At 72.1% G+C, this 22,525-nt stretch carries 19 protein-coding genes and 2 pseudogenes; 9 read left to right on the plus strand and 12 right to left on the minus strand.

What is annotated here, in order from left to right; translation table 11 throughout:
* Positions 1 to 29: 29 nt before the first annotated feature.
* Entirely contained in the window at positions 30 to 1,355 is a 1,326-nt protein-coding gene (locus tag OHS82_RS07600) for an amidohydrolase family protein (RefSeq protein ID WP_057581077.1), read from the plus strand.
* A gap of 105 nt (positions 1,356 to 1,460) precedes the next feature.
* On the opposite strand, the gene OHS82_RS07605 is transcribed toward OHS82_RS07600, so the two are convergent.
* The 5 genes from OHS82_RS07605 to OHS82_RS07625 form a co-directional block, all read right to left on the minus strand.
* Positions 1,461 to 2,084 carry a TetR/AcrR family transcriptional regulator gene (locus tag OHS82_RS07605; RefSeq protein ID WP_242433250.1) on the minus strand — a complete coding sequence of 208 codons (624 nt, stop codon included), beginning with the start codon at positions 2,082 to 2,084 and terminating at the stop codon, positions 1,461 to 1,463.
* 193 nt (positions 2,085 to 2,277) lie between these two features.
* On the minus strand, positions 2,278 to 2,709 hold the full coding sequence (locus OHS82_RS07610) for a hypothetical protein (protein ID WP_328433575.1): 432 nt from the start codon (positions 2,707 to 2,709) through the stop codon (positions 2,278 to 2,280).
* Between the two features lie 243 nt (positions 2,710 to 2,952).
* The gene (locus tag OHS82_RS07615; protein ID WP_277922403.1) at positions 2,953 to 3,081 is read right to left on the minus strand and encodes a hypothetical protein; all 129 of its coding nucleotides are present in this window, start codon (positions 3,079 to 3,081) and stop codon (positions 2,953 to 2,955) included.
* Between the two features lie 711 nt (positions 3,082 to 3,792).
* The gene (locus OHS82_RS07620; RefSeq protein WP_057581080.1) at positions 3,793 to 4,362 is read right to left on the minus strand and encodes a TetR/AcrR family transcriptional regulator; all 570 of its coding nucleotides are present in this window, start codon (positions 4,360 to 4,362) and stop codon (positions 3,793 to 3,795) included.
* Between the two features lie 201 nt (positions 4,363 to 4,563).
* A complete protein-coding gene (locus tag OHS82_RS07625; RefSeq protein WP_328433576.1) occupies positions 4,564 to 6,063 on the minus strand; it encodes an MFS transporter in 1,500 nt (499 codons plus the stop codon).
* Between the two features lie 291 nt (positions 6,064 to 6,354).
* Here OHS82_RS07625 and OHS82_RS07630 point away from each other — a divergent pair, with 291 nt between their 5' ends.
* Positions 6,355 to 7,056, plus strand: a complete 702-nt coding sequence (locus tag OHS82_RS07630; protein WP_057581081.1) for an SDR family oxidoreductase — start codon at positions 6,355 to 6,357, stop codon at positions 7,054 to 7,056.
* Positions 7,057 to 7,082: 26 nt separating this feature from the next.
* On the plus strand, positions 7,083 to 7,961 hold the full coding sequence (locus OHS82_RS07635) for an alpha/beta fold hydrolase (protein WP_328433577.1): 879 nt from the start codon (positions 7,083 to 7,085) through the stop codon (positions 7,959 to 7,961).
* A gap of 417 nt (positions 7,962 to 8,378) precedes the next feature.
* Here the strand turns inward: OHS82_RS07635 and OHS82_RS07640 are convergent, their stop codons facing one another.
* Complete coding sequence (locus OHS82_RS07640) at positions 8,379 to 8,708, minus strand: hypothetical protein (protein WP_328433578.1); 330 nt, start codon at positions 8,706 to 8,708, stop codon at positions 8,379 to 8,381.
* Between the two features lie 211 nt (positions 8,709 to 8,919).
* On the opposite strand from OHS82_RS07640, the gene OHS82_RS07645 reads away from it, so the two are divergent.
* Entirely contained in the window at positions 8,920 to 9,945 is a 1,026-nt protein-coding gene (locus OHS82_RS07645; protein WP_328433579.1) for a 6-phosphofructokinase, read from the plus strand.
* 137 nt (positions 9,946 to 10,082) lie between these two features.
* On the opposite strand, the gene OHS82_RS07650 is transcribed toward OHS82_RS07645, so the two are convergent.
* Positions 10,083 to 10,697: a potassium channel family protein gene (locus OHS82_RS07650; RefSeq protein WP_328433580.1), complete on the minus strand. Its 615-nt coding sequence runs from the start codon at positions 10,695 to 10,697 to the stop codon at positions 10,083 to 10,085.
* Between the two features lie 279 nt (positions 10,698 to 10,976).
* On the opposite strand from OHS82_RS07650, the gene OHS82_RS07655 reads away from it, so the two are divergent.
* The gene (locus tag OHS82_RS07655) at positions 10,977 to 11,387 is read left to right on the plus strand and encodes a DUF7144 family membrane protein (protein WP_057582480.1); all 411 of its coding nucleotides are present in this window, start codon (positions 10,977 to 10,979) and stop codon (positions 11,385 to 11,387) included.
* Between the two features lie 86 nt (positions 11,388 to 11,473).
* Here OHS82_RS07655 and OHS82_RS07660 read toward each other — a convergent pair whose 3' ends face one another.
* Positions 11,474 to 12,706: a PP2C family protein-serine/threonine phosphatase gene (locus tag OHS82_RS07660; protein WP_057582479.1), complete on the minus strand. Its 1,233-nt coding sequence runs from the start codon at positions 12,704 to 12,706 to the stop codon at positions 11,474 to 11,476.
* Between the two features lie 225 nt (positions 12,707 to 12,931).
* Positions 12,932 to 13,147, minus strand: a pseudogene (locus tag OHS82_RS07665) (universal stress protein); the annotation flags it as partial.
* Between the two features lie 318 nt (positions 13,148 to 13,465).
* On the opposite strand from OHS82_RS07665, the gene OHS82_RS07670 reads away from it, so the two are divergent.
* The 4 genes and pseudogenes from OHS82_RS07670 (at position 13,466) to OHS82_RS07685 (ending at position 18,515) form a co-directional block, all read left to right on the plus strand.
* Entirely contained in the window at positions 13,466 to 15,178 is a 1,713-nt protein-coding gene (locus tag OHS82_RS07670; RefSeq protein WP_328433581.1) for a SulP family inorganic anion transporter, read from the plus strand.
* A gap of 143 nt (positions 15,179 to 15,321) precedes the next feature.
* Positions 15,322 to 15,786 carry a Crp/Fnr family transcriptional regulator gene (locus tag OHS82_RS07675; protein WP_328433582.1) on the plus strand — a complete coding sequence of 155 codons (465 nt, stop codon included), beginning with the start codon at positions 15,322 to 15,324 and terminating at the stop codon, positions 15,784 to 15,786.
* 279 nt (positions 15,787 to 16,065) lie between these two features.
* Positions 16,066 to 16,302 (plus strand): annotated as a pseudogene (locus OHS82_RS07680) (response regulator transcription factor); the annotation flags it as partial.
* A gap of 212 nt (positions 16,303 to 16,514) precedes the next feature.
* The gene (locus OHS82_RS07685; protein WP_328433583.1) at positions 16,515 to 18,515 is read left to right on the plus strand and encodes a ricin-type beta-trefoil lectin domain protein; all 2,001 of its coding nucleotides are present in this window, start codon (positions 16,515 to 16,517) and stop codon (positions 18,513 to 18,515) included.
* 149 nt (positions 18,516 to 18,664) lie between these two features.
* Here OHS82_RS07685 and OHS82_RS07690 read toward each other — a convergent pair whose 3' ends face one another.
* From OHS82_RS07690 to OHS82_RS07700, 3 genes are all read right to left on the minus strand, one after another.
* Positions 18,665 to 19,249: a TerD family protein gene (locus OHS82_RS07690; RefSeq protein ID WP_057582475.1), complete on the minus strand. Its 585-nt coding sequence runs from the start codon at positions 19,247 to 19,249 to the stop codon at positions 18,665 to 18,667.
* 116 nt (positions 19,250 to 19,365) lie between these two features.
* Positions 19,366 to 21,738: an ABC transporter permease gene (locus OHS82_RS07695; protein WP_199863942.1), complete on the minus strand. Its 2,373-nt coding sequence runs from the start codon at positions 21,736 to 21,738 to the stop codon at positions 19,366 to 19,368.
* Positions 21,735 to 22,502, minus strand: a complete 768-nt coding sequence (locus OHS82_RS07700) for an ABC transporter ATP-binding protein (protein WP_057582474.1) — start codon at positions 22,500 to 22,502, stop codon at positions 21,735 to 21,737. The genes OHS82_RS07695 and OHS82_RS07700 overlap by 4 nt, the downstream gene beginning before the upstream one ends.
* Positions 22,503 to 22,525: the final 23 nt, after the last annotated feature.

Consider the following 22,525-nt stretch of genomic DNA (forward strand, 5'->3'; position numbering starts at 1 on the left):
CACATCCGTTCCGGTTCGGGGGCCACCGTATGAGCCGCGTACTGCTGCGCGGGGCGCGGGTCGTCACGATGGCGCCGGGCCGGCCCGACGCCGAGCACGTCGACGTCCTCGTGGACGCCGACCGTATCTCCGCCGTCGGCGCGGACATCGAGGCGCCGGACGCCGAGGTCGTCGACCTCTGCGGCCGTATCGTCATCCCCGGTCTGGTCAACGCCCACCTGCACACCTGGCAGACCGCGTTGCGCTCGGTGGGCGCCGACTGGACCCTGATGGAGTACCTCACCCGTCTCCACGGTGAGTGCGCCGGGCGCTACACCCCTGCCGACATGCACATCAGCAATCTCGCCGGCGCCCTGAGCCAGATCAACTGCGGTACGACCACCGTGGGCGACTGGTGTCACAACGTCCTGTCCCCCGAGCACGCCGACGCGGCCGTCGAGGGTCTGGCCCGGTCCGGTGTCCGCGCCGTCTTCCTGCACGGCACGCCCTACCGTGCACCGGAGATCCCCCACCCACTCGCCGAGATCGACCGGCTGCTCGACGGGCCTGTGCGCGATCACGCCCTCATCACACTGGGCATGGCGCTCCAGGGACCGCAGTACTCCTCCGTCGAGACCGCGTCGGCCGATTTCCACGCCGGCGCACAACGCGGTCTCGTCGTCTCGATGCACCAGAGCGGCGGGGACCCCTCACCCGGCTGGGAAGCCGTGCGCGCCGCCGGCCTGTTCGGCCCGCTGACCAACATCGTGCACGGATCCGGCCTGTCCGAGGACTGGATCAAGAGGCTCGTCGAAGCGGGTGTCACGTTCACCAGCACCCCGGAGAACGAACTGGGCCAGGGACACGGCACACCCGTCACCGGGTCGCTGCTGCGCCTGGGCTCGGCGCCCTCCCTGGGGACCGACATCGACACCGCCGTGCCCGGCAAGCTTCTCACCGCGGCCAGGTTCGCCCTGGCCCACCAGCGCAGCCTGGACCACGCCCACCACCGGCAGACGACCGGCACGCACCTCGACACGCCCTCGGTCACCGCCAAACAGGCACTGGCCTGGGCCACGGTCGAAGGGGCGAGGGCCCTGGGCCTGGCAGACCAGGTGGGCCGGATCGAGGTGGGCATGCAGGCAGACCTGGTCGCCGTCGACGCCCGGGCCCTCAACCTGTGGCCGGCGCACGACCCCGTCGCCACGGTCCTGCACGCCGACATCGCGAACATCGAAGCCGTGATGATCGCCGGCAGGTGGCGCAAACGCGATCACGGACTGCTCGCGTCCGGCCTCGACGAGGTCAAGGACCGGCTGCGCGAGTCCGGGGAGCGGCTGCTGCGCGGTACGGGGCCCGAAGGCCCCCGGGTCTGACAGCGCTCACGGCGCGGTGCCGAAGCGGGGGTGAGACCGGCGGCAAGGGAGGTGAGGCTCACGGGCCAGGGCCGTGAGCTGGGCTGCTGCCCGTCGCCCGCCGAGTCAGATGTCGTCACGCAGGCGGGCCAGCCCGCTGAGAAGAAGCTCGAGACCGAAGGAGAACTCGTCCTCGATCGGAACGGGCATCGACCCGGCCACCGCCACGGTTGCCGGGAACAGCTCCGGATCCACGCTGCGAAAGTCGGCGGACAGCGCCGCGTCGTCGCTTCCCGCCCCGCCGTGCCCGCCGGCCTGCATGGCGAATCCGAGGACGTAGCGGGCGAGGGTCGCGTAGGCGTGCGCCGCCACTCGCGGCGGGAAGCCGCTGTCGAGCAACACCGCGATACAGCGCTCCCGCAGCGCCATCGCGTTGGGCCCCAAGGGAATCTGCTCGACCATCAGGCGCGCCGCGTTCCGGTGCCGGGCCAGGGCGTCGAACATCGCGTGCGCGACCGCCCCCAGCGCCTGCTGCCAGCCCATCGAGCGGAGCTCGGCGCTGTTCGGTTCCACGCCGGCGAACATGCGGTCCACGACATGGGCGATCAGGACCGCCCGGTTGTCGAAGTGCCGGTACAGCGTCGCCGTGCCCGAGCCCAGGCGTTGTGCCAGCGTCCGCATCGAGAGAGCGTCGGAGCCCTCCTCGTCCACGATCTTCAGTGCGGTGGCGACGATCCGCTCCAACGGCACGGGCGGTCGCCCCGGTGAACGCCGAGCAGGTGCGCTCGCCCTCATAGGGTCAGCAGCCGCCACGAAACACCTCACCCAGTCCCCTCAGCACCATAACAGCAACACTGTATCCGATATGAGGACCGCCGATCGGGGCACCCCCCGGTCGCCGCGGCGGCCGGCCGGCCGTCAGCCGTGTCAACAACGCTGCGGCTCAATACACCTGGTCCGCGGCGTGCGGGCCCGTCTTGCCCGTGAAGGGAAAGAGCGGGTATCCCTCCGTGCAGTCCCCCTCCGGTGGATGATACGGCCAGCCCATCCCGAAACGGTACAGAAGCGTCAGCGTGACGACTGTTCCGAGCAGGGCGAGACACATGGTGGCCCGGCCGCCGGGGAGAGGCCGCCTTCGCAGTGCGAGTTGGGTCAGCAGCACCAACAGGGTCATGCAGAGCCACACCGCCGGCATCATCATCTGCAGCCCGATGTTGTTGCTGGAGTCGTTCCCGAGCGGGCAGTCCGCCCACGATCGCACCGTCCACACCGTGCCGCCGTACACGCCGACCGCAGACAGGACAGGAGCCGACGCATACCAGCCGCAACCCGGCGCGGAGACGGGCGGCCTGTCCTGCGTCCGCGAAACGAGCATCCCTGCGCCTCCCCTGAACAACCACGATGTGGGCTACCCGAGCAGGCCTGCCGGCCGGCTCCCCACCCGGCGACCGAGCCGCTCACTCACACTGACCGGAAAAGTGATCGACTCGGTTCCCGCCCGAGTGTCCGGTCGAGGAGCGGTCGGACGGTCGGGTGAGGCATGCGTCTGCGACGACTGCCGCCCGTGCGGCCGGGTTTCGGCTGCACGGGCGGCCGTCGGCACTGGGCTCGGGTCGTGTCAGAGGTGCTGCTCGGTGGCCCGGGTGCGGTGGTACTCGTCCTGGCGCTCGTCCGTGATGCACGCCGGGATCGGGAAGTCCCACCAGCCGGGTACCCAGGGGCCCGCGGCATCGCGGTCGGTGGGCACCTCGATCAGGGCCGGCGCCCCGGACCGGACGGCCTTGCGCAGGTCGGTTCCAGGGACGCCGCGCCCGCGTCCTGCGCACCGGACCCGAGCGCGCCCGCCCGCGCGAGACGGCAGCCGGCAGCCGGCAGACACTGACCGCTTGTGCGGCACGGTCCCTGACAACCGTGCCGCACAAGGCTCCCCTCCCCCACCCGGCAACCGTGCCGCACAAGCCCTCTCCCTCGGCCGCCGGAGCCGATCCGCGGGCCGAGCATCGCCGGCGCCCCCGCCCAGGCCCGCGCGACGATCGACGCCCGCCATGCGGCCGGCGCGACCAGCGCCGTCCTCGCCCCCGCCGGCCCCGACCCGCCGGCCGCACTGGACTCACTCGCCCGCGCCCTGCCCGACCAGCGCTGAACCGACCACACGGGATCGGGGGAGACCGACGCGGCGCCGACCCCGGCAGCTGCTCGGCAGTTGTTCGGCTGCGGCCGGTGCCGGACATGGGGGATCGGGCGAGGGCGGGCTCGGGCATGGGCGGATCGACGTCGGGGCCGGTCCGGAAGACCCGGTCGGCCGGGGTGAGCGCCTGCACCCTGCGCCCTGTGCCCTGTACCCGGACAGGCGCTCGGCCAGAGCTCCGGGCGACGCCGGCGGCGGGACGAGAGGGAGCCTGCCGCCCCCGCCCCGCCGGGCAGGACGGTCGCCGAGACCGCCCTCGAGCGCGATGCGTCAGCGCATGTCGGCCGCGTCGAGCAGGACGGTCACCGTGGGGACGACGAGCCCTGTCGCCGTGTCGGCCTTGATCCCCGCACGGGCGCTGGCGCCGTCGAAGACCAGCATCAGCTGGCGGGCCAGCAGATCCGGGTCGTTCGCCCCACCCTGTTCGGCCTCGGCGCGGAAGAAGCCCGTCAGGTTCTCCTTCACCCGGTGGGCCACCCGGCTCGCAGGGTGGCTCTGGTCCTTGAGCTCGATCTGCACGGCGAGGAACCGGCAGCCCTGGAAGTCGGGCTCACCCGCCTGGGAGGCCAACTCGTCGAACACGTGCATGATCCGCTCGCGGGGCGAACCGTGGGCGTCCGCCGCGGGCAGCAGCGTCGCCACATAGGCGGAGGCGCGATCCTCCAGGCTCGCCGCCAGCAGTTCGCCCTTGCTCTCGAACAGCTGGTACATGGAACGCTTCGACACCCCCGCCGCCTTGCACAGCGCGTCGACGCCGATGCTGACACCGTCTCGGTAGGTGAGCGTGGCCGCCGCCTCCAGCAGCCGCTCTCGGGGACTTGACTTCGCGTCGGTGGTCATACCGCGAGGTTAACTCGATTCCCGCCAATTGAAAACCGATCGGTTTACGACGCCCAGCGGGGTGATCGTCGGCGCCGTCCACGGCCGGGAGGGTGGAGGAACACGGCCCGCGCCGACCGCCACGAGATCGGCGGTCGGCGCGGGTACGGGGCGCCTCCCCTCCCCGGTGGCGAGCGACCGCGCACCCCCGGCGGTTCAGGCTCAGTGAGCGATCACGGGCTCGCCCTCCGCCGACACGAGAGGCGCATTCGGTATCAGCAACGCCGACAGGACGGAACCGACGACGAAGAACCCGGCGCCCCACGCCAGGGTGGCCGTGTAACTCTCGATCCCGGCCTGCGCCACGGTCAGCGCGCCCGGCTCGTGCGAGGCCAGGTAGTCGGTAGCGGCCGACGAGGCGACGGTGGTCAGCAGCGCCGTGCTGATCGAGCCGCCCACCTGCTGACCGGTGTTGATCAGCGCCGAGGCCACGCCCGTGTCCTCGTGGTGCACGCCCGCGGTCGCGCCCTGGAAGGCGGTGGCCATCACTCCCCCGAGGCCGAGACCCAGCAGGATCAGGCCGGGCATGATGTCGACGACGTAGGCACTGTCCAGCGCGAGTCGGGTCAGCAGGGCCATGCCGGAGGCGGCGACGAGGAAGCCGGCACTGATCACGATCTTCGGACCGACCCTGGGCAGCAGCAGCGCGGGCGCCGTGGTCGACGCGGCGACGATGCCCGCGACCATCGGCAGGAACGCCAGACCCGTCCTGATCGGCGAGTAGCCGATACCGGCCTGCAGGTAGTAGGTCAGGAACAGGAAGATCGAGAACATCCCCATGCCGATGACGAACACCGCGAGGAACGAACCGCCGCGGGTCCGGTCCAGCACGAGTCGCAGCGGCAGCAGCGGATGCGCGACCCGGGACTCCAGCCGGACGAACACCGCGAGCAGGATCACGCCGACGATCAAGCAGCCGAGGGTGACCGGGTCGGTCCAGCTGGTGGATTCGACGTGCGCGAACCCGTAGACGACGGCGAACAGCGCGGCGCTCGCCACGAGGGCGCCGGGAACGTCGAGCCTGGGCCGCTCGGCGACCGCGGGCCTGGCCAGCAGCAGCACCGCACCGACCAGCGCGACGGCGGCGAAGACGACGTTCACGTACATCACCCAGCGCCAGGACGCCCATTCGGTGAGCATGCCGCCGAGCAGCAGCCCGACCGCGCCGCCCGCCCCGGCCAGCGCGCTGAAGACGCCGAACGCCTTCGGCCTCTCTTTGGGGTCGGTGAACGTCACGCTGAGCAGGGAGAGCGCCGCCGGCGCGAGCAGCGCGGCGAAGAGACCCTGGGCCACCCGTGCCGTGACGAGAACGTCGAAGCCGGTGGCCGCGCCGCCGAGGACCGATGCGCCCGCGAATCCGATCAGGCCGGTCACGAAGGTGGTTCGCCGGCCGAACAGGTCGCCGAGCCGGCCACCGAGCAGCAGCAGGCTGCCGAACGCCAGGGCGTAACCCGTGATGACCCACTGCCTGCTGCCGTCGCTGAAGCCGAGGTCGTGCTGCGCCGCGGGAAGCGCGATGTTCACGACGGTCGCGTCGAGCGTGACCATGAGCTGCGCGGTGCCCAGCACGACGAGCACCCACCAGCGCACGGCGTGTGAGCCGCGACGGCCCGATCCTGTTTTCCCGGAGGCGGGCGCGCTTCGGTCGAAGGTGGTACGCACATTTCCCCTTAGTCGCTGGTCACAGGCCGGCCATCGAACTGGAAACCGATCTGTTTTCCCTAAGAGAAACAGGTCGGTTTCCGTGGCGCAAGCGAGTGGGCCGCCTCCGGCCGGGAGCGGCCGGTCGGGGCTGGGGCGAGCCGGGCGGGGCCGGAGGCCCGCACGGACCGGCGACCACACCCCGACCGATCACCCGTCCGCACCGACGGATCCGCCCGGGCGCTTGCGCTGGGAAACCGATCGGTTTACTGTGGTGGAAACCGATCAGTTTCCTCATCTGTGGAGGCAGTCATGACCGCTCTGAAGGGCGCGAACATCCTCGTCACCGGCGGCAGCCGGGGCATCGGCAAGGCCCTGGTGGAGGAGCTCTACGCACGCGGCGCCGGCAAGGTCTACGCCACGGCCCGCGACCCGCGCGGCGTGACGCACCCCGACGCCGTGCCCGTGGCGCTGGAAGTGACCGACCCGGCCTCCGTGGCGGCCGCCGCCGCCCAGGCGCAGGACATCACCGTGCTGATCAACAACGCCGGCGCCTCGGTCGGCGCGTCCTTCCTCGACTCCCCGGTCGACGACGTGCGCCGGGAGTTCGAGACCAACTTCTACGGACCGCTGCTGCTCACCCGGGCGTTGGTGCCGGTGATCGAGCGCAACGGCGGCGGCCACCTCCTCAACGTGCACTCCGTGCTCTCGTGGATCGCGCTCGGCGGCTCCTACAGCGCCTCCAAGGCCGCCCTGTGGTCGCAGACCAACTCCCTGCGCCTGGAACTGCAGCCGCGCGGGATCAACGTCACCGGACTGCACGTGGGATACGTCGACACCGACCTCGCAGCGGGCGTCGACGCACCCAAGTCGGACCCCCGGGACGTCGCCGCACTCGCCCTCGACGGCATCGAGACGGACGCCCACGAGGTCCTCGCCGACGACATCTCCCGCCACGTCAAGGCAGGCCTCGCCGGCGACCTCGCGGCACTGTATCCCCAGCTGGCCAAGTAAGCCCCTTCGCACAAGGAGACGGCGACATGCCCACCCAGGACCCACGCCCCACGATCCACATCCCCGGCACCACCAGCCACACCATCCCCTCACGCGCAGGACGCCACGGCCACGAGGGATCCCTGCGCTATCTCAAGGCGGGCACCGGGTCCCCGCTGGTGCTGCTGCACACGGTGCGCACCCAGGCCGAGCACTTCCGCCACCTCGTCCCGCTCGTCTCGGACCGGTACACCGTGTACGCCCTGGATCTGCCGGGGATGGGCTACTCCGAGATCGTGCCCGGGGCGTCGTACGACGAGCCGGCCATGCGGGCGGGCGTCGAGCGGCTCCTCACCGAACTCGACCTCCACGACGTCACGTTGGCCGGCGAGTCCATGGGGGCGGTACTCGCCCTGACCACCGCGGCCGACCTGCCCGAGCGCGTCCGGCGCGTCGTAGCGGTCAACACGTACGACTTCCGCGGCGGGATCGCCCGGTCCTCCCTCCTCGCCCGTGTGGTGGTCGGCGGCGTCCTCACGCCCGGTGTGGGCCCGGTGATCGCCGGGGTGGAACCCAGGCCCGCCCTCGGCGCGATCCTGCGGGGCGGCCTCGGCGACAAGAGCGCACTGCGGGAGGACTACGTGGACGAACTCCTCCAGGTGGGCGGCCGCCCCGGCTACCCGACCGTCGCCCGGGCCGTGTACCAGGCCCTGCCCAGCCTCATCGCCGCCCGCTCCCGCTACCCCGAGGTCAAGGCCCCCGTCCACCTCGTCTACGGCGAGAACGACTGGTCCAGGACGTCGGACCGGGAGGCCGACAGGAGGCTGCTGCCGGCCGCCGACTTCACTCAGGTGCCGAAGGCCGGCCACTTCATCGCCCTGGAACGGCCCGACGTCCTGGCCGACTTGCTGAACGCCGTGGCGTGACAGCCCCGGGGCGGACCGCCGTGACGGTCCCGGGCGAGTTCGACTGACCCCCTGGTCCGGTGCATCGTTCCTCCGGTCTCCTCCGATCTCCTCCGGTCTCCTCCTGTCTCCTGCCTCCTCGCTCTCCAGGACGAAGACCGGCTTGTGGCCGGCGCGGCCCGAGGTCGGCTCGTCGGGGATCTCTTCCCAGCCGTGGATCCCGCTGGTGACCAGCTCGGGATGGAGCCTCCCGGCCGCCACCGCCTCGAGGGTCGGCGTCATGTCGGGGCGTGCGTGGCCCTTGCCGTTGTGGAAGTGGACACCGCGCTGGTACATCTGCAGCAGTGGGAGCCGGACCTCGTCGAAGTAGACGACCGTCATACACGCGCGATCACCCGTGGCGCGGCGAGCGCGGTCCGGTTTCCTCTCGTGCAGCGTTCAGGCGGCGGGCTCCAGGCGGACACAGCACCGACCCGGGCCGGGCGCAAGCGTGGCCGTGTACCCGCACTCCCCCAGTCCGCGCAGGACACCGCGCAACAGGTGCAGGTTCATGCCGCAGACCGTCTCCGTGTGGTCGCGGGCCAGGGCGTGGAAGGGCCAGTTGCCCAGCACGACGGCCCGCTCCTCGCGGCCGGGCTCGAATCCGTACCGCTCCAGGACGTCGAGCAGGACCGCGCCGTCCGACTCCCCCAGGTGAGCACCGAGCTCTTCCGCCTTGCGTCGCAGTACCGGTTGCACCGCCTCGCCGGTCGCTGCGGATTCCTCCACGGCCTGGGCGAGCAGTCGCCCGGCAAGCTCGTAGCGCCGGTCCGGCAGCCGCCCGTCACGGCCTCCCGCCGGGTGACCCGCCGTCCGCCGGGTGGCCGTTGCGGGGCGAACGGGAGGACGCTGGAAGCAGGCGATCCATGTTCCCGGCAGCGGTGCCGATCGCCACGGGGGTCGCGGCTGCGCGTGCCGTCCAGCGGATGGGAGAAAGCCCATGAGGGTCGGAGTACTGACCGGCGGCGGTGACTGCCCCGGCCTGAACGCCGTGATCCGCAGTGTCGTCCGCAAAGGCGTCGACGCGTACGGCTTCGACTTCGTCGGGTTTCGGGACGGCTGGCTCGGCCTGCTCCGGGATGTCGTCCTGCCGCTGGACGTCGCCAGGGTGCGGGGGATCCTCCCCCGCGGCGGCACCATCCTCGGCTCCTCACGCACCAACCCGTTCACCCACGAGGACGGGATGCGTCGCATGCAGGACACCCTTGCCGCGCACGACGTCGACGCGCTCGTCGTGATCGGCGGCGAGGACACCCTCGGCGTGGCCACCGAACTGAGCCGTCACGGGGTCCCCCTGGTCGGCGTGCCGAAGACCATCGACAACGACGTCTGCGGCACCGACTACACCTTCGGCTTCGACACCGCGGTCGGTATCGCGACCGAGGCCATCGACCGGCTCCACACCACCGCCGAGTCCCACATGCGCGCCCTGGTGGTGGAGGTCATGGGTCGCCACTCCGGGTGGATCGCCCTGCACGCCGGCGTCGCGGGCGGCGGCAACGTGATCCTCATCCCGGAACGGCCCTTCGACATCGATCAGGTATGTGAGCAGGTGCAGAACAGATTCAAGATCAACTATGCGCCGATCGTCGTGGTGGCCGAGGGAGCCGCCCCGAAGGAGGGGCAGGTGGTCCTCAAAGACCAGTCGCGGGACGAGTTCGACCACGTGCGGCTGTCCGGCGTCGGCGAGTGGCTGGCCCGCGAGATCTCGGAACGCACCGGCAAGGACGCCCGCACCACAGTTCTCGGGCATGTTCAGCGCGGCGGCACCCCCAGCGCCTTCGACCGCTGGCTGGCCACACGCTTCGGGCTGCACGCCATCGACGCGGTCAAGGACGGCGACTTCGGCGTCATGGTCGCCCTGCAGGGCACCCGGATCGTCCGCGTCCCCCTCGCCGAGGCCACGGCGAAGAACAAACTCGTCGATCCGTCGCTGTACGACGAGTTCGAGGTCTTCTTCGGCTGACCGGCGTCACACGTCACGGCGCCGCCGGGCACCGCCGGGCACCGCCGGGCACCGCCGGGCAGTGCCGAGCAGAGCCGGAAGCCGGCGAAGGGGCATGTACCCGGCTTCCCGCCCCGTCCTCGCTACCCGTTCCCCCGCTACTCCGCTTCCTCTCCCGTCTCCCCCGTCCTGCCCGTCCCGCCCGTCTCGCCTTTCTCCTTCCGGTGCAGACCGGTTCGCACCGCGCTTGCCACCACCTTGGCGGCCACTCCGACGAGCAGGATGTTCCCCACCATCTGCACCATCGTGAGGACGCGCGCCGTCTGCGTGACGGCGGTGATGTCGCCGAAGCCGACCGTGCTGAACACGGTGAGGGTGAAGTACAGCGAGTCGGTCCTCGTGAGGGGCTCGCTGAAGCTGCCGGGCGTGCCGCGCTCGAGCAGGAAATAGGCACCCGAGAAGAGCAGGAGGAAGAGCGGCACGGTGGTGGAGAGCGCCTCGACGGCCCGCAGACGGGGGGAAGGGGAGCGGGCGATCGTACGGATCTGCCACGCGAAGAGCGCCAGCATGCCCAGCAGACCCACGACGACGCCGACGGCCGAGCCACCTGAGAACCCCGAGTCCATGGGCAGCAGGTAGTACCCGACGACGAGTCCGGTCGCCGTCATGACCGTCCGCAGACCCCCGAGCACCGCCTGGCGGCGGGCCGGCCAGGACAGCCGCGCGTCACGGCCCGCCGAGCGGCTGTCGTGCGAAGGAGCCGGTGGGGTCATGTACGGGTCCTCGACTCGGAGCAGGGGTCAGGTGAAGTGGACTCCTCTTCGCCCTCAGCGACATCGCCCGCAGAGGGTGATTCGCGTTCCCGGCCGACCGCGACACCGCCGTGAGCGCACGAACGCCCGCGCGGCCGGCCCGGGGCGACGCGGCCGACGCCGGCCGGCGCGGTTCGCCGACTTCACCCGCGACGGGTGATCACGCGTCGCCCGGACGCCCGCAGGCTCGGAGACACAGCGCTGGGCGTTGTATCTCACCGAGGAAGCGAGGAATCCACCATGAGCACGACCACGACTCACCACCGCTCGGAATCGGCCCATGCGGGGGCCGGCGGGCTGGTGACGTTCGCCGCCGTCATGCTGTTCATCGCCGGCGTCCTCGATCTCTTCCGGGGCATCATGGCCATCGCCGAGGACGACGTGTTCGTCTCCACCCCGAACTACGTCTTCAAGTTCGACCTGACGAGCTGGGGCTGGATCCAGCTGGTCCTCGGAGTGATCGCCATGGCCGTGAGCGTCGGCCTCTTCTCGCGCGCCACGTGGGCACGGGTCGTCGCGGTCGGCATCGCGGGACTGCTGCTCATCGCGAACTTCCTGTCGATCCCGTACTACCCCGTCTGGTCGCTCACCCTGATCGCGCTGTACGCCTTCGTCATCTGGGCCCTGTGCGTCGTGCGGCGGGAGGACTGAGGGGGACTCCGGCGACGTCCGCCTCGTCTGTCACGGCGGCTGCTGCCCGCAGCAGCCGCTCATGACGCGGCAGGTCAGGTCACGGATCACAGGCGCAGGACGACCAGCGCCGTGTCGTCGGTGGTGCCGGTGGGGGGCAGCAGGTCGGCCAGGAGCGCGTCGGCCAGCGCCTCGGGGTCGGACTGTCCGTGGCGGACGAGGGAGTCGGTGAGACGGGCCAGACCGACGTCGATGTCCTCGTGGCGACGCTCGATCAGTCCGTCGGTGTACAGGACCAGCGTGGCGCCCTCGGCGAAGGACGTACTGGCCTGCGGTCGCGCGACGTGCTCGGGGCGCGCGCCGAGCGGCGGGTCGGTCGCCCGGTCGAGGAAGGTCACGGTGCCGTCCGGGTCGAGCAGCGCGGGTGGCGGGTGGCCCGCGCTGCTGTACGTGAGGGTGTGGGTGGCCCAGTCGATGAAGATCTTCACCACCGTGCTCGACTCGGCGCCGTCGACATGGCGGGCGTACAGACCGAGGGCCTCCACGGCCCGGGCGGGGCCGTCGGCGACCCGGGCGGCGGCGCTGAGCGCGCTGCGCAGCTGCCCCATGACACCGGCCGCCCGCAGACCATGGCCCACGACGTCGCCGACGGCGACCGCGATGCGGTCACCGGGCAGGTCGACCAGGTCGTACCAGTCGCCGCACACGTTGAGGGTGCCGACGGCGGGACGGTAACGGACGGCTGCCCTGTGGTGTCCGACCGGCGTCGGGGTGGGCAGCATCGCCGCCTGAAGAGCCAGCGCGACCTCACGGTCGTGCGCGTGGGCCCGGCGCAGACGTTCGTTCACGTCCTGCAGTTCACGGGCACGGGTGTACAGCTCGGCCTCGAGCACGCGCGCCCGGCTGCTGTCGCTGCCCGTGCCGCCGCGGGCGCGGATGAGTTCGGTGACCTCCTCCACCCGGTGCACGATCAGAACCACGTCCCCGTCCGGGCCCAGGACGGGGGCGTTGACCGGGCTCCAGAAGTGCTCCACCCAGTGGCCGGGCCGCGCGCGGTCCTCGATGTCGTAGCGCAGCAACGCCATGGTGTCGCGCTCCGCGGTTTCCACCACACGCATCATCGACGCCTGGGTCTCGCGCATGCCGGCCGCGGCCGCGTCGTTGGGGTTCTCGGGGAAGACGTCGAACATGTAGCGGCCCAGCAGCTGCTCGCGGGTGCGCCCGGCCAGCCGGAGGAAGTCCTCGTTGGCGTCGACGTACACGAGGTCGGGGGTCAGCAGAGCCACCATGCCGGGGAGGGCCCGGAACACTGCCGCGTAGTCGATCCGCGGTTCCCTCATGCGCTGCCCGCCTCGGTGCCGCCCGTCACTGTGCGGCTCCACGATAGGAGGGAAAGCGCCACCGGGCCCGGGCACTGAGCCTTCCGGCCCATGGCCGTCACCTGCGTGGCCCCACGGCGGTCGGGTCCGGTCCTTTCCGGTCCCGCCGGGTCCTTCCCCGCCGGCATCCGGGCGGCCGGCCTCCTCCGTCACACCGTGCGGGTCCGTCACGCACTCGCGGGTCCGTCACGCCCGTTCGGGTACGACCGCGACGGCGCAGGCAGAGTGGTGCAGGACCGTGTGCGCCACCCGCCCCAGCCGGATCCCGAGGTGTCCGGGCGCGCGACGGGCACCGACCACCAGCAGGTCGGCCTCACGCGAGGCGTCGAGCAGGACCCTCCTGGCAGGTCCCTCGACCGTCCGCCGGTGCAGATCCGTCTGCGCGGGCTTCTCCTTCAGCGCCAGCTCCGCTGGGCCCGGCTCCGGGCCGACCGGCCCCCCGCACGGTTCGGCGCCGCGGGCCGGACGGCGGACCCACCACGCCGGCGAGGTCCGACGCAGCGGTGCCGTCGCTCCCGAGCCGGTGCCCGACACGACCTGCCCTGGTACCGGACCCCGGCCGGCGCCGGCTGCCGAGGGTCCGCACCGCCGGGGCCGAACGTTACGGTGCGCGTGGGCCGTTGGACTCGATGCGGTGCTGCGGACGCGCCGGACCCGGCCGAAGTCGCGTACCTCGTCGTCCAGCGGTGGATCATGAGGGCAGACGGCGGAAGGCGGCAGATGTCCAAGGGGTCGGCCAGGCACGTTCCAAAGTGGCGCCGACTGGTGCCCGGTCCGGTCGCGCTCCTCGGCTACCGGCGTGCGTGGCTGGCGGGTGATCTGCTCGCCGGGGTGACCGTGGCCGCTTATCTGGTGCCGCAGGTCATGGCCTACGCGGGCGTGGCCGGGCTGCCTCCGGTGGCCGGCCTGTGGGCGATCCTGCCGGCCCTCGCGCTGTACGCGGTGTTCGGGACATCACGCTTGCTGTCGGTCGGCCCGGAGTCCACGACGGCGCTCATGACGGCCGCCGTGATCGCACCGCTCGCCGCGGGCGACGCCGAGCGTTACGCCTCCCTGGCAGCGGCCCTCGCGATCACTGTCGGGCTGCTCTGCCTGGTGGCCCGGACGCTGCGGCTGGGCTTCCTCGCGGACCTGCTGTCCCGCCCGGTCCTCATCGGCTATCTGGCGGGCGTGGCGCTCATCATGACGGTGGACCAGCTGCCCAGGCTGACCGGGGTGCGGACGAGCGGCACCGAGTTCTTCCCCCAGCTGTGGTCCTTCCTCGTCCACCTGCCCGACGCGGACCCGGCGACCGTCGTCTTCTCCAGCGTCGTCCTCACGTTCCTCTTCTTGACGGCCCGATACGCTCCCGCCGTGCCCGGCCCGCTCGTCGCCTTCGTCCTCGGCACGGCCGCCGTCGTGCTCTTCGACCTCGACGGGCGGTACGGGCTGAAGGTGATCGGCGAGGTGCCGTCCGGTCTGCCGGGCCTCGCCGTGCCGGACCTGAGCGAGCTGCCGCACCTCGTCCTGCCGGCGCTGGGCGTGCTCCTGGTCGCCTACACCGACTTCATCCTCACCGCGCGGGCCTTCGCCGACCGCGGCGCCGACGGCCCCGGGCTCGATGCCGACCAGGAGTTCCTCGCCCTGGGCGCGGCGAACCTGGGCGCGGGGATGTTTCACGGATTCCCGGTGAGCAGCAGCGCCAGCCGCACCGCGCTCGCCTCCACGGGCGGCGCCCGCAGCCAGGTGTACTCGCTGGTGGCCGGAGCGGTGGTGCTCGCCGTGCTGCTCTTCCTCAGTCCGCTGCTGACTCGCACGCCCTCCACCGTGCTCGGCGCGCTCGTCGTCTACGCGGCGGTCCGCATGATCGACCTCGCGGGCTTCCGCCGGCTGGCGGCCTTCCGCCGCAGGGAGCTGCTGCTGGCGCTCGGGTGCCTCGCCGGGGTCCTCGCCCTGGACATCCTGTACGGGGTGATCGTGGCCGTCGGCCTGTCGGTGGCCGAACTGCTGACCCGGGTGGCGCGCCCGCACGACGCCGTCGAGGGTGTGGTCCCCGGGGTGGCCGGCATGCACGACGTCGACGACTACCCGCAGGCCCGCACCATCCCCGGTCTGCTGGTCTACCGCTACGACTCGCCGTTGTTCTTCGCCAACGCGGAGGACTTCCGGCGTCGCGCCCTGGCCGCCGTCGACGAACAGGGCGCCGCGGTCCGCTGGTTCGTCCTGAACACCGAGGCCAACGTCGAGGTCGACATCACCGCCCTCGACGCCGTGGAGGATCTGCGACGCGAACTGAGTCACCGCGGCATCGTGTTCGCCCTCGCCCGCGTGAAGCAGGACCTGTGGGACGACCTCGGGAAGTACGGTCTCGCGCAGTCGGTCGGCGAGGACCTCGTCTTCCCCACCCTGCCGACGGCGGTGGCGGCCTACCGCGCGTGGCTCGACCGTCAGTAGGGCGGCCACGCCCCCGGGGCGGCCCGCAGGGCGGTCTGCGGTACCGGAAGGACCGGTCACTGGACCACACGGCGCATGGTCCCGGTCCGGAGCGCAGTGCACGCTGTCCTCGGAAGCCCGAAGCCCCGCGAGGGAGGCATGTCATGCTCGCCACTTCCACCCCCGACATCGTGCGCTCGCTGTCCGCCGAACACCGCGAGCGGCTCATGCGCTTCGCCCGCGAGGTCTGCGTCCCCCAGGGAGCGCGTCTGTTCGAAGAGGGCGAACGCGCCGACCGCTTCTGGATCATCCGCACCGGCAGGGTCGAACTCGACATGCACGTGCCGGGCCGTCGGGCCGCCGTCATCGAGAGCCTCGGCCACAACGAGCTGGTCGGCTGGTCCTGGCTGTTCCCGCCGCACGCCTGGCAGATGGGCGCCGAGGCGATGACACCGGTACGAGCCTACGAGTTCGACGCCACGGCCGTCCGGTCGATGTGCCGGGACGACCCGGCCCTGGGTCACGAGGTCGGCCAGTGGGTGGGCCGGGTCCTCGCCCACCGTCTGCGCTCCGCCAGGACCCGCCTCCTCGACCTGTACGCCCCTCACGGCGCCGGCAGCCTCATCTGACCCGACCGGGCCCGCACGGTCGCCGAAGAAGCGGACAGGCACGGCGCCCCCGCACACGTCGGTGATGTCATGACCGGCACGGCTCACACGGCCGGCACCGGTGCGGGAGTAGGGCCGGTCGGCCCTGGTGCGTCCGGCTCCGGCGCGTGATGATCGCAAGCACGGGCCGGTCGCAGCCCGTCCTCCACCGGGGAACGAGGGATCGCCATGCCGGAGCCACGCGCCTTCAGCGAGCAGAACCCGATCCGGGTGTTCCTGCTGGACGACCTGCAGGACGCCCCCGCCGTGCCGTCAGAGCTGGCGGGCCTGTCACCGCGCGGGAGGGACATCCTGGCCCTCATCGGCGAGGGGCTGACGAACCGCGAGATCGGCACGAAGCTCTTCCTCTCCGAGAAGACCGTCAAGAACCACATCTCCCGTCTCCTGGCCAAGCTGGGCGTGCAGCGCCGGGTCCAGGCCGCGGTCATCGCCTCCCACCTGGAGCAGCCGGAAGCGGGGGAACGCCGGGCGAGGTGACGTTCCGGCGGCATCCGGCGACGTCCGGCGACGTCCGGCGGGCGGTCTCGCGAACCCTCCTCCGGCGACACCGGGACGGGCCCCGCCCGCCCTGATGGTCACACAAAACCCAACGCGAAACGACAAAACCATTGACCCCTCGCGACCCCACCTCTACCTTCTGACCGGATCTTCGAACCCCGTCCGAAATGTCGGACAGAAGGTAGAGCCGCATGCCCGTCACCCCTGCCCGTCATTGGATCAGACGCGTCACCGTGCAGACCCTCGCCGTCGGGCTCGTCGTCATGGGTCTGGCGGCCCTCGACCGGCAGGAGCCGCCGGCGTCCCTGCCCGCCGAACCGGTCGCCGTGAGCACCGGCCAGATCGACGTCACACCCCCGCCGATGGGCTGGGCGTCCTGGAACTCGTTCTTCAGCAGCATCGACTCCACCGCGATCAAGCAGCAGGCCGACGCACTGGTCTCCTCCGGCATGGCCGCGGCCGGCTACAAGTACGTCAACCTCGACGACGGCTGGTGGCAGGGCGCCCGCGACGCGAACGGCGCCATCGTCGTCGACGAGAACCTGTGGCCCGGCGGGATGAAGGCGATCGCCGACCACATCCACGGCAAGGGCCTCAAGGCCGGCATCTACACCGACGCGGGCAAGCAGGGCTGCGGCTACTACTACCCCACCACCCGCCCCGCCGCCCCCAACACCGGTATGGAGGGCCACTACCAGCAGGACCTGGAGACCTTCCAGCGCTGGGGCTTCGACTACGTCAAGATCGACTGGTGCGGCGGCCGGGTGGAGGGGCTGGACCAGGAGACCCAGTACAAGCAGATCTCCGCCGCGAACGAGGCCGCGTCGGCGGTCACCGGCCGCAGGCTCGTGCTGTCCTTCTGCGAGTGGGGCACCGGACTGCCCTGGAACTGGGCGACCGGACACGGCGACCTGTGGCGCACCAGCGACGACGTCCTCTTCTACAAGGAGACGCCGGGGCTGACGAAGATGTACCGCAACTTCGACCAGGCCCTGCAGCCCGCGGCCCAGCACACGGGGTACTACAACGACCCCGACATGATGATGGTCGGCCTCAGCGGCATGACCGCCCAGCGCAACCGGCTGCACATGAGCCTGTGGTCGATCGCCGGCGCCCCGCTGCTGGCGGGCAACAACGTGGCCACGATGAGCGCGGAGACCCGCGACATCCTCACCAACCCCGAGGTCCTCGCCGTCGACCAGGACCCGCGCGGGCTCCAGGGCGTCAAGGTCGCCGAGGACACACGCGATCTGCAGGTGTACGGCAAGGTGCTGTCCGGCACCGGCAAGCGCGCGGTGATGCTGCTCAACCGCACCGGCTCCGCCGCGGACATCACCGTCCGCTGGGCCGACCTCGGCCTGACCGGCGCCCCGGCCGCCGTGCGCAACGCCTGGACCCGCACCGCCGCCGGATCGTTCGCCACCGGGTACACCACGTCCGTACCCGCCGACGACGCCGTACTGCTGACCGTCTCCGGCACCGAGGCGGCCGGCGCCGCCTTCGAGGACACCACGACCGCCACCACCCCGGTCTTCACCGGTGTCACCGCCGCCACGGCGGGCACCAAGCTGGTCGACATCACCTACGCCAACGGCGGCGGCACGGCCCGCAAGGCCTCCGTCCAGGTCAACGGCCAGTTCACGTCTGTCGTGGCGTTCCCGCCGACCGGCTCGGCCACCGCCTACCGCACGGTGTCCGTGCTCGCACACCTGGCCAAGGGCGCGAACACCGTGAAGTTCGCCGCGGTCTCCGGCGGCGCCGCCCCGGACATCGACGCGCTACGCGTCCAGGGCATCCCCGGCACCGACGGTGTCGCCCTGGTCGGATCCGCCTCCCACCGCTGTGTGGACATCGACAAGAACACCCACGTCAACGCCACCCAGGCCCAGCTCTGGGACTGCTCCGGCGGACGCAACGAGACCTTCGCCCAGACCTCGCGCGGAGAACTCGTCGTCTACGGCGACAAGTGCCTGGACGCCGACAACAGCGGCACCGCCAACGGCACCAAGGTCATCATCTGGGACTGCACCGGCGGCACCAACCAGAAGTGGACCGCCCACCCCGACGGCACCGTCACCAACAACCTCTCGGGCCTGTGCCTCGACGCCTCCAACGCGGCGACCGCCAACGGCACCAAGCTGCTCCTGTGGACCTGCAACGGGCAGAACAACCAGAAGTGGACGCTGAACTGAGCAACCGTCACCACGGACGGACACCGCCGGCGAGAGTGCACGGGCACCCTCGCCGGCGGGACCGCCGGCGAGGGTGCCCGTTTCCACGCCGCACCCCTCGCCCGGTCACCCCGTCGTCCCGGCTCGGCAGAACCCGCCTGCGCACACCGTTACTTGCTGACGGCGAAACGCATCAGGGCGTGTTCGTCGCCCTGCTTGACCTTGCCCGTCACGTTGATCACCTCGAGCTTCCACGTGCCGCCGACCCGCAGGGCCTTCGCCACGGCGCAGCCGTTGTCCTGGGTGAGCAGGCTCGGCCAGATGTCGGCGACCTGCTGGGGGTTGCCGCCGGTCGCGTCGTAGACCTTGAAGCTGATGTTGCGCGCCTTCTGGAAGGAGCTGCCCTTCTTGTAGGCCGCGGCGACGAACACGATCGACGTGATGTTGGCCGGTATCCGGGCGAACTCGACGGTCACCGTCTCGTCGTCCCCGTCCCCGTGCCCGGTCTGGTTGTCACCGCTGTGCACCAGGGAGCGGTTGCCCATCGGGTCGAGTGAGTCGAGACCCGCGAGGCGCACCGGGTCCGCGCCCTGCATGGCGACCGCGATCAGGTCGAGGTCGGTGCCGGTCTTGCGGCGCAGCTTGCCCAGCACCCCGCCGCTGCTGCCGGCGGTGGGATCCCAGGAGACCCCGATGGACAGGTGGGTGACGCCGTCCAGGTCGGCCGGGCCGTCTTCCTTGGTGAGGGTGATCATGCGTGCTCATCCTTAGGTGCGAAGGGACTACAACACGCAGAGTCTGCCTGGTGCCTCCGCGGTTCCCGCATCGCGGTCGGCCGCCGGGCCTCCGGCGGCCCGACGGTGCTTCACGGCTATTCGGTGCGCAGGGCGGTCGCGGTGCGCGCCGCGGCCGCCCGGCCCGCGGGCAGCAGCGCCCCGAGGACGGCGATGAGCAGGCCTCCCGTGGCGAGCAGCGCCAGTCGGTCCGCGGGGTAGACGGCGAGGACGGAGTGCGGAAGTCGCAGGCCGGCGCTGTGGCCCATGGCGGGAACGACCCAGCCGTGCAGGGCGACGCCGAGCGGCACGCCCAGGACGCCGCCGGCCAGCCCGGTGAGGACGACGGAGGTGACGACCATCGCCGTCGTCTGCCGGGGGGTCATGCCCAGGGCTTTGTGGACGCCGAGTTCGCGGACGCGCTCGCGGGTGTCGAGGACCACCGCGTTGAGGACGCCCAGCGCCGCCACGGCGACGAGCATCAGCGTCAGGAGCGCGGACAGCGCGTTCAGGGTGGCGACCATGTCGCTGCCGCCTTCGACCCGGCCGGCCCGGGCGGTGACGCCCAGTGGTTCGAGGCTCGTGTTCAGCGCGTCGGCATAACCGGCGGCGGAGGTGCCGGAGGTCACCGCGATGTGCTGCGTGGTGTCGGTCAGGTCAGGGTGTGCGGGTGCGAGCGTCGCTGCGTCGGTGAACACCTGCATGCCGTCTTCGCGGGGGTCGAGCACCTCCCCGACGAGCCGGACCGTGACCGCCGCGCCCGGGCCGCCCGACCGGCCCAGGTCGCCCAGGCCGCCCAGCGTGACGGTGTCCCCGAGGTGCGTACCGGTGGCCGTGAGGAAGGGCGTGGGGACGGCGGCCTCGCCGGGCCCGGCGATCCAGCGGCCGGAGACCAGGGTGTAGCCGCCCCAGGACGCGTCGCCGGTGAAGGCGACCACCGCGACGGTGCCGGCCGCGCCGGGAACGGTGGCCCGGGCCGTCGCGGTCGTGTAGTACGCCCGGGTGGCGGGCTGGGCGTCGATCGCCGCGGCGACGGCGACTGTGTCGGGCTCGGGCCGTGTGCCGGGGAGCGGCCCGTCCGGGCCGGGCTGCGGCAGGGGCGCGGCGACGGTGACGTCGGCCGCGTCGTGGGCCCGTGCCCTCGTGACCTCGCCGAGCGACGCCCCCATGCCCACGGTGAAGGTGATGGCGGTGGTGCCGAACAGGATCGCCGTCCCCGTCGCCAGGGCACGGGCGGGGCGTGCGAAGGGGCGGGTCAGTCCCAGGGCGAACGGCCGTGCCAGGGGCAGCCGCCCGGCCAGGCGTGCCGCCCACCGCCCGCGGTCCGTCCGCGCGCCGCGTCCGACGGCGAGGGCGTCGACCGTGCGCAGCCGGCCGGCCCGCCAGGCGCTCGCCCAGGCGGTGACCGCGACCAGGCCGAGCACGCCCGCGACCACGGCCGCGTCGACCCTGGGGGCCACCGCCAGGGACGTGGCGCCGTACACGTCCGCCGTGTCGGACATGACCGGCACGGCCAGCAGGTGGCCCGCGAGGAGGCCGAGCACCGCGCCTGCCGCCGCCGGGACGAGCGCCTGGCCCACGTAGGCCCGTACGACCTGCGCCGGCGTGAAGCCGAGGGCCTTGAGGACGCCGATCCGGGTCAGTCCCGCGCCCACCGCGCCGGCGACCACGCTGCCCACGATGAGCACCGACATGACCAGGCCCAGGACGCCGAACGTGAGGAGGAAGGGCACGTACAGCGCGGTGTCGCGCTCGGCGGACGCCCTGACGGTGAGCCAGGACCGTGTTCCCGTCACCGTCTCGGCCCCCTCCGTCACGGCCTCGCGGCCTGCCGCGATCTGTGCGGCCGTGCCGGCCGCGGTGAAGCGGTAGAGCATCTGGTGCCCGCCGGGGCGTTCGGGCGTGGTGAGTGCGGCGGCCTGGGCCGGTGTCACCCACGCGTCGGCGCTCCCGGTGACCGAACGGGCCGCGCCCACCGCCTTCAGGACGGGGTCGCCGGGCAGGCCCGGGAAGGTCAGTTCGAGACCGAGGGCGGGAAACAGCGAGCCGTCGGCGTTCAGCACGATCTCGCCGGGCCGGGCGGCCCAGCGCCCGGCGGTCAACGTCAGGTCGTCGACCGCGCCGCCGGGGTCGCCCCGGCCGACGACGGTCATCGGCCACCCGCCCGCGCCGCCGCGGATCCGTGGGGCGGCCGACACCGTGCGGAACGGCCCTGCCACGGCGGCCACGCCGTCGGCGCTCCCCGTCTCCTTCGCCCGGCCGGCGTCGGTACGGGCGGCGTCGAACTCGACGGACAGGTGAGCGCCGTGCTGCCGGGCGAAGGCGTCGTCGAAGGGCGCGCCCGAGACCACCAGCAGCGAACCGCCCAGGACGGACGCGGCGACCGCGATCATCGCGGTCAGACCGATCACGAGCGTCTGCACCCGGCGTCGTCCCACGCCCGAACGCACCACCCGGCCCAGCGCGCTCATCGGGCGGCCTCGACGCCGGCGCCCCGCGAAGTGACGTCCTCCACGCCGACGTCCCGCACGTGGGCGTCCTCCGCGTCGGCGTCCCCCGCATCGGCGTCCGCGGCGATCCGGCCGTCGACGATCCGCACGGTGCGGCTGGTGCAGGAGCGGGCCAGGGCGACGTCGTGGGTGACCACCACCAGGGTCCGGCCCTCGGCGTTGAGCTGTCTGAGCAGCCTGCTGACGTCGCCGCCGGCCGCCGTGTCCAGCGCGCCGGTGGGCTCGTCGGCCAGGATCAGCGGCGGGCGGTTCATCAACGCCCTTGCCACCGCGACGCGTTGGCGTTCACCGCCGGACAGCCGCCCCGGGTGGGCGCGGGCGTGCCGGTCGATGCCGAGCGTCTCGAGGAGTTCCGCCGCGCGGCGGTGCGCCTCTCCTCGCGCCATGCCGGCCAGCTGCGCCGGCAGTGCGACGTTGTCGGCGACGGTCAGATCGTCGAGGAGGTGGAAGAACTGGAAGACCATGCCGACCCTGGTGCGCCGGTAGCGCGCCGCCGCGGCCTCGCCCAGCCCGTCGACCCGTACGCCGTCCACGGTCACGGTCCCCGTGTCCGGCCGGTCCAGGCCCGCGACCAGGTTCAGCAGCGTGGACTTGCCGCTGCCGGACGGACCGAGGATCGCGACCGCCTCACCGGACTCCACGGTCAGCGACACGTCGTGCAGGGCGGGCGGCCCGTCGTCGTATCTGCGGCTCACGTCGCGCAGTTCGATCAGCGGCTCGGTCATGAAGGGCTCCTTGCTTCCACGCG

It is taken from the genome of Streptomyces sp. NBC_00425, assembly GCF_036030735.1.
Taxonomy (GTDB): Bacteria; Actinomycetota; Actinomycetes; order Streptomycetales; family Streptomycetaceae; genus Streptomyces.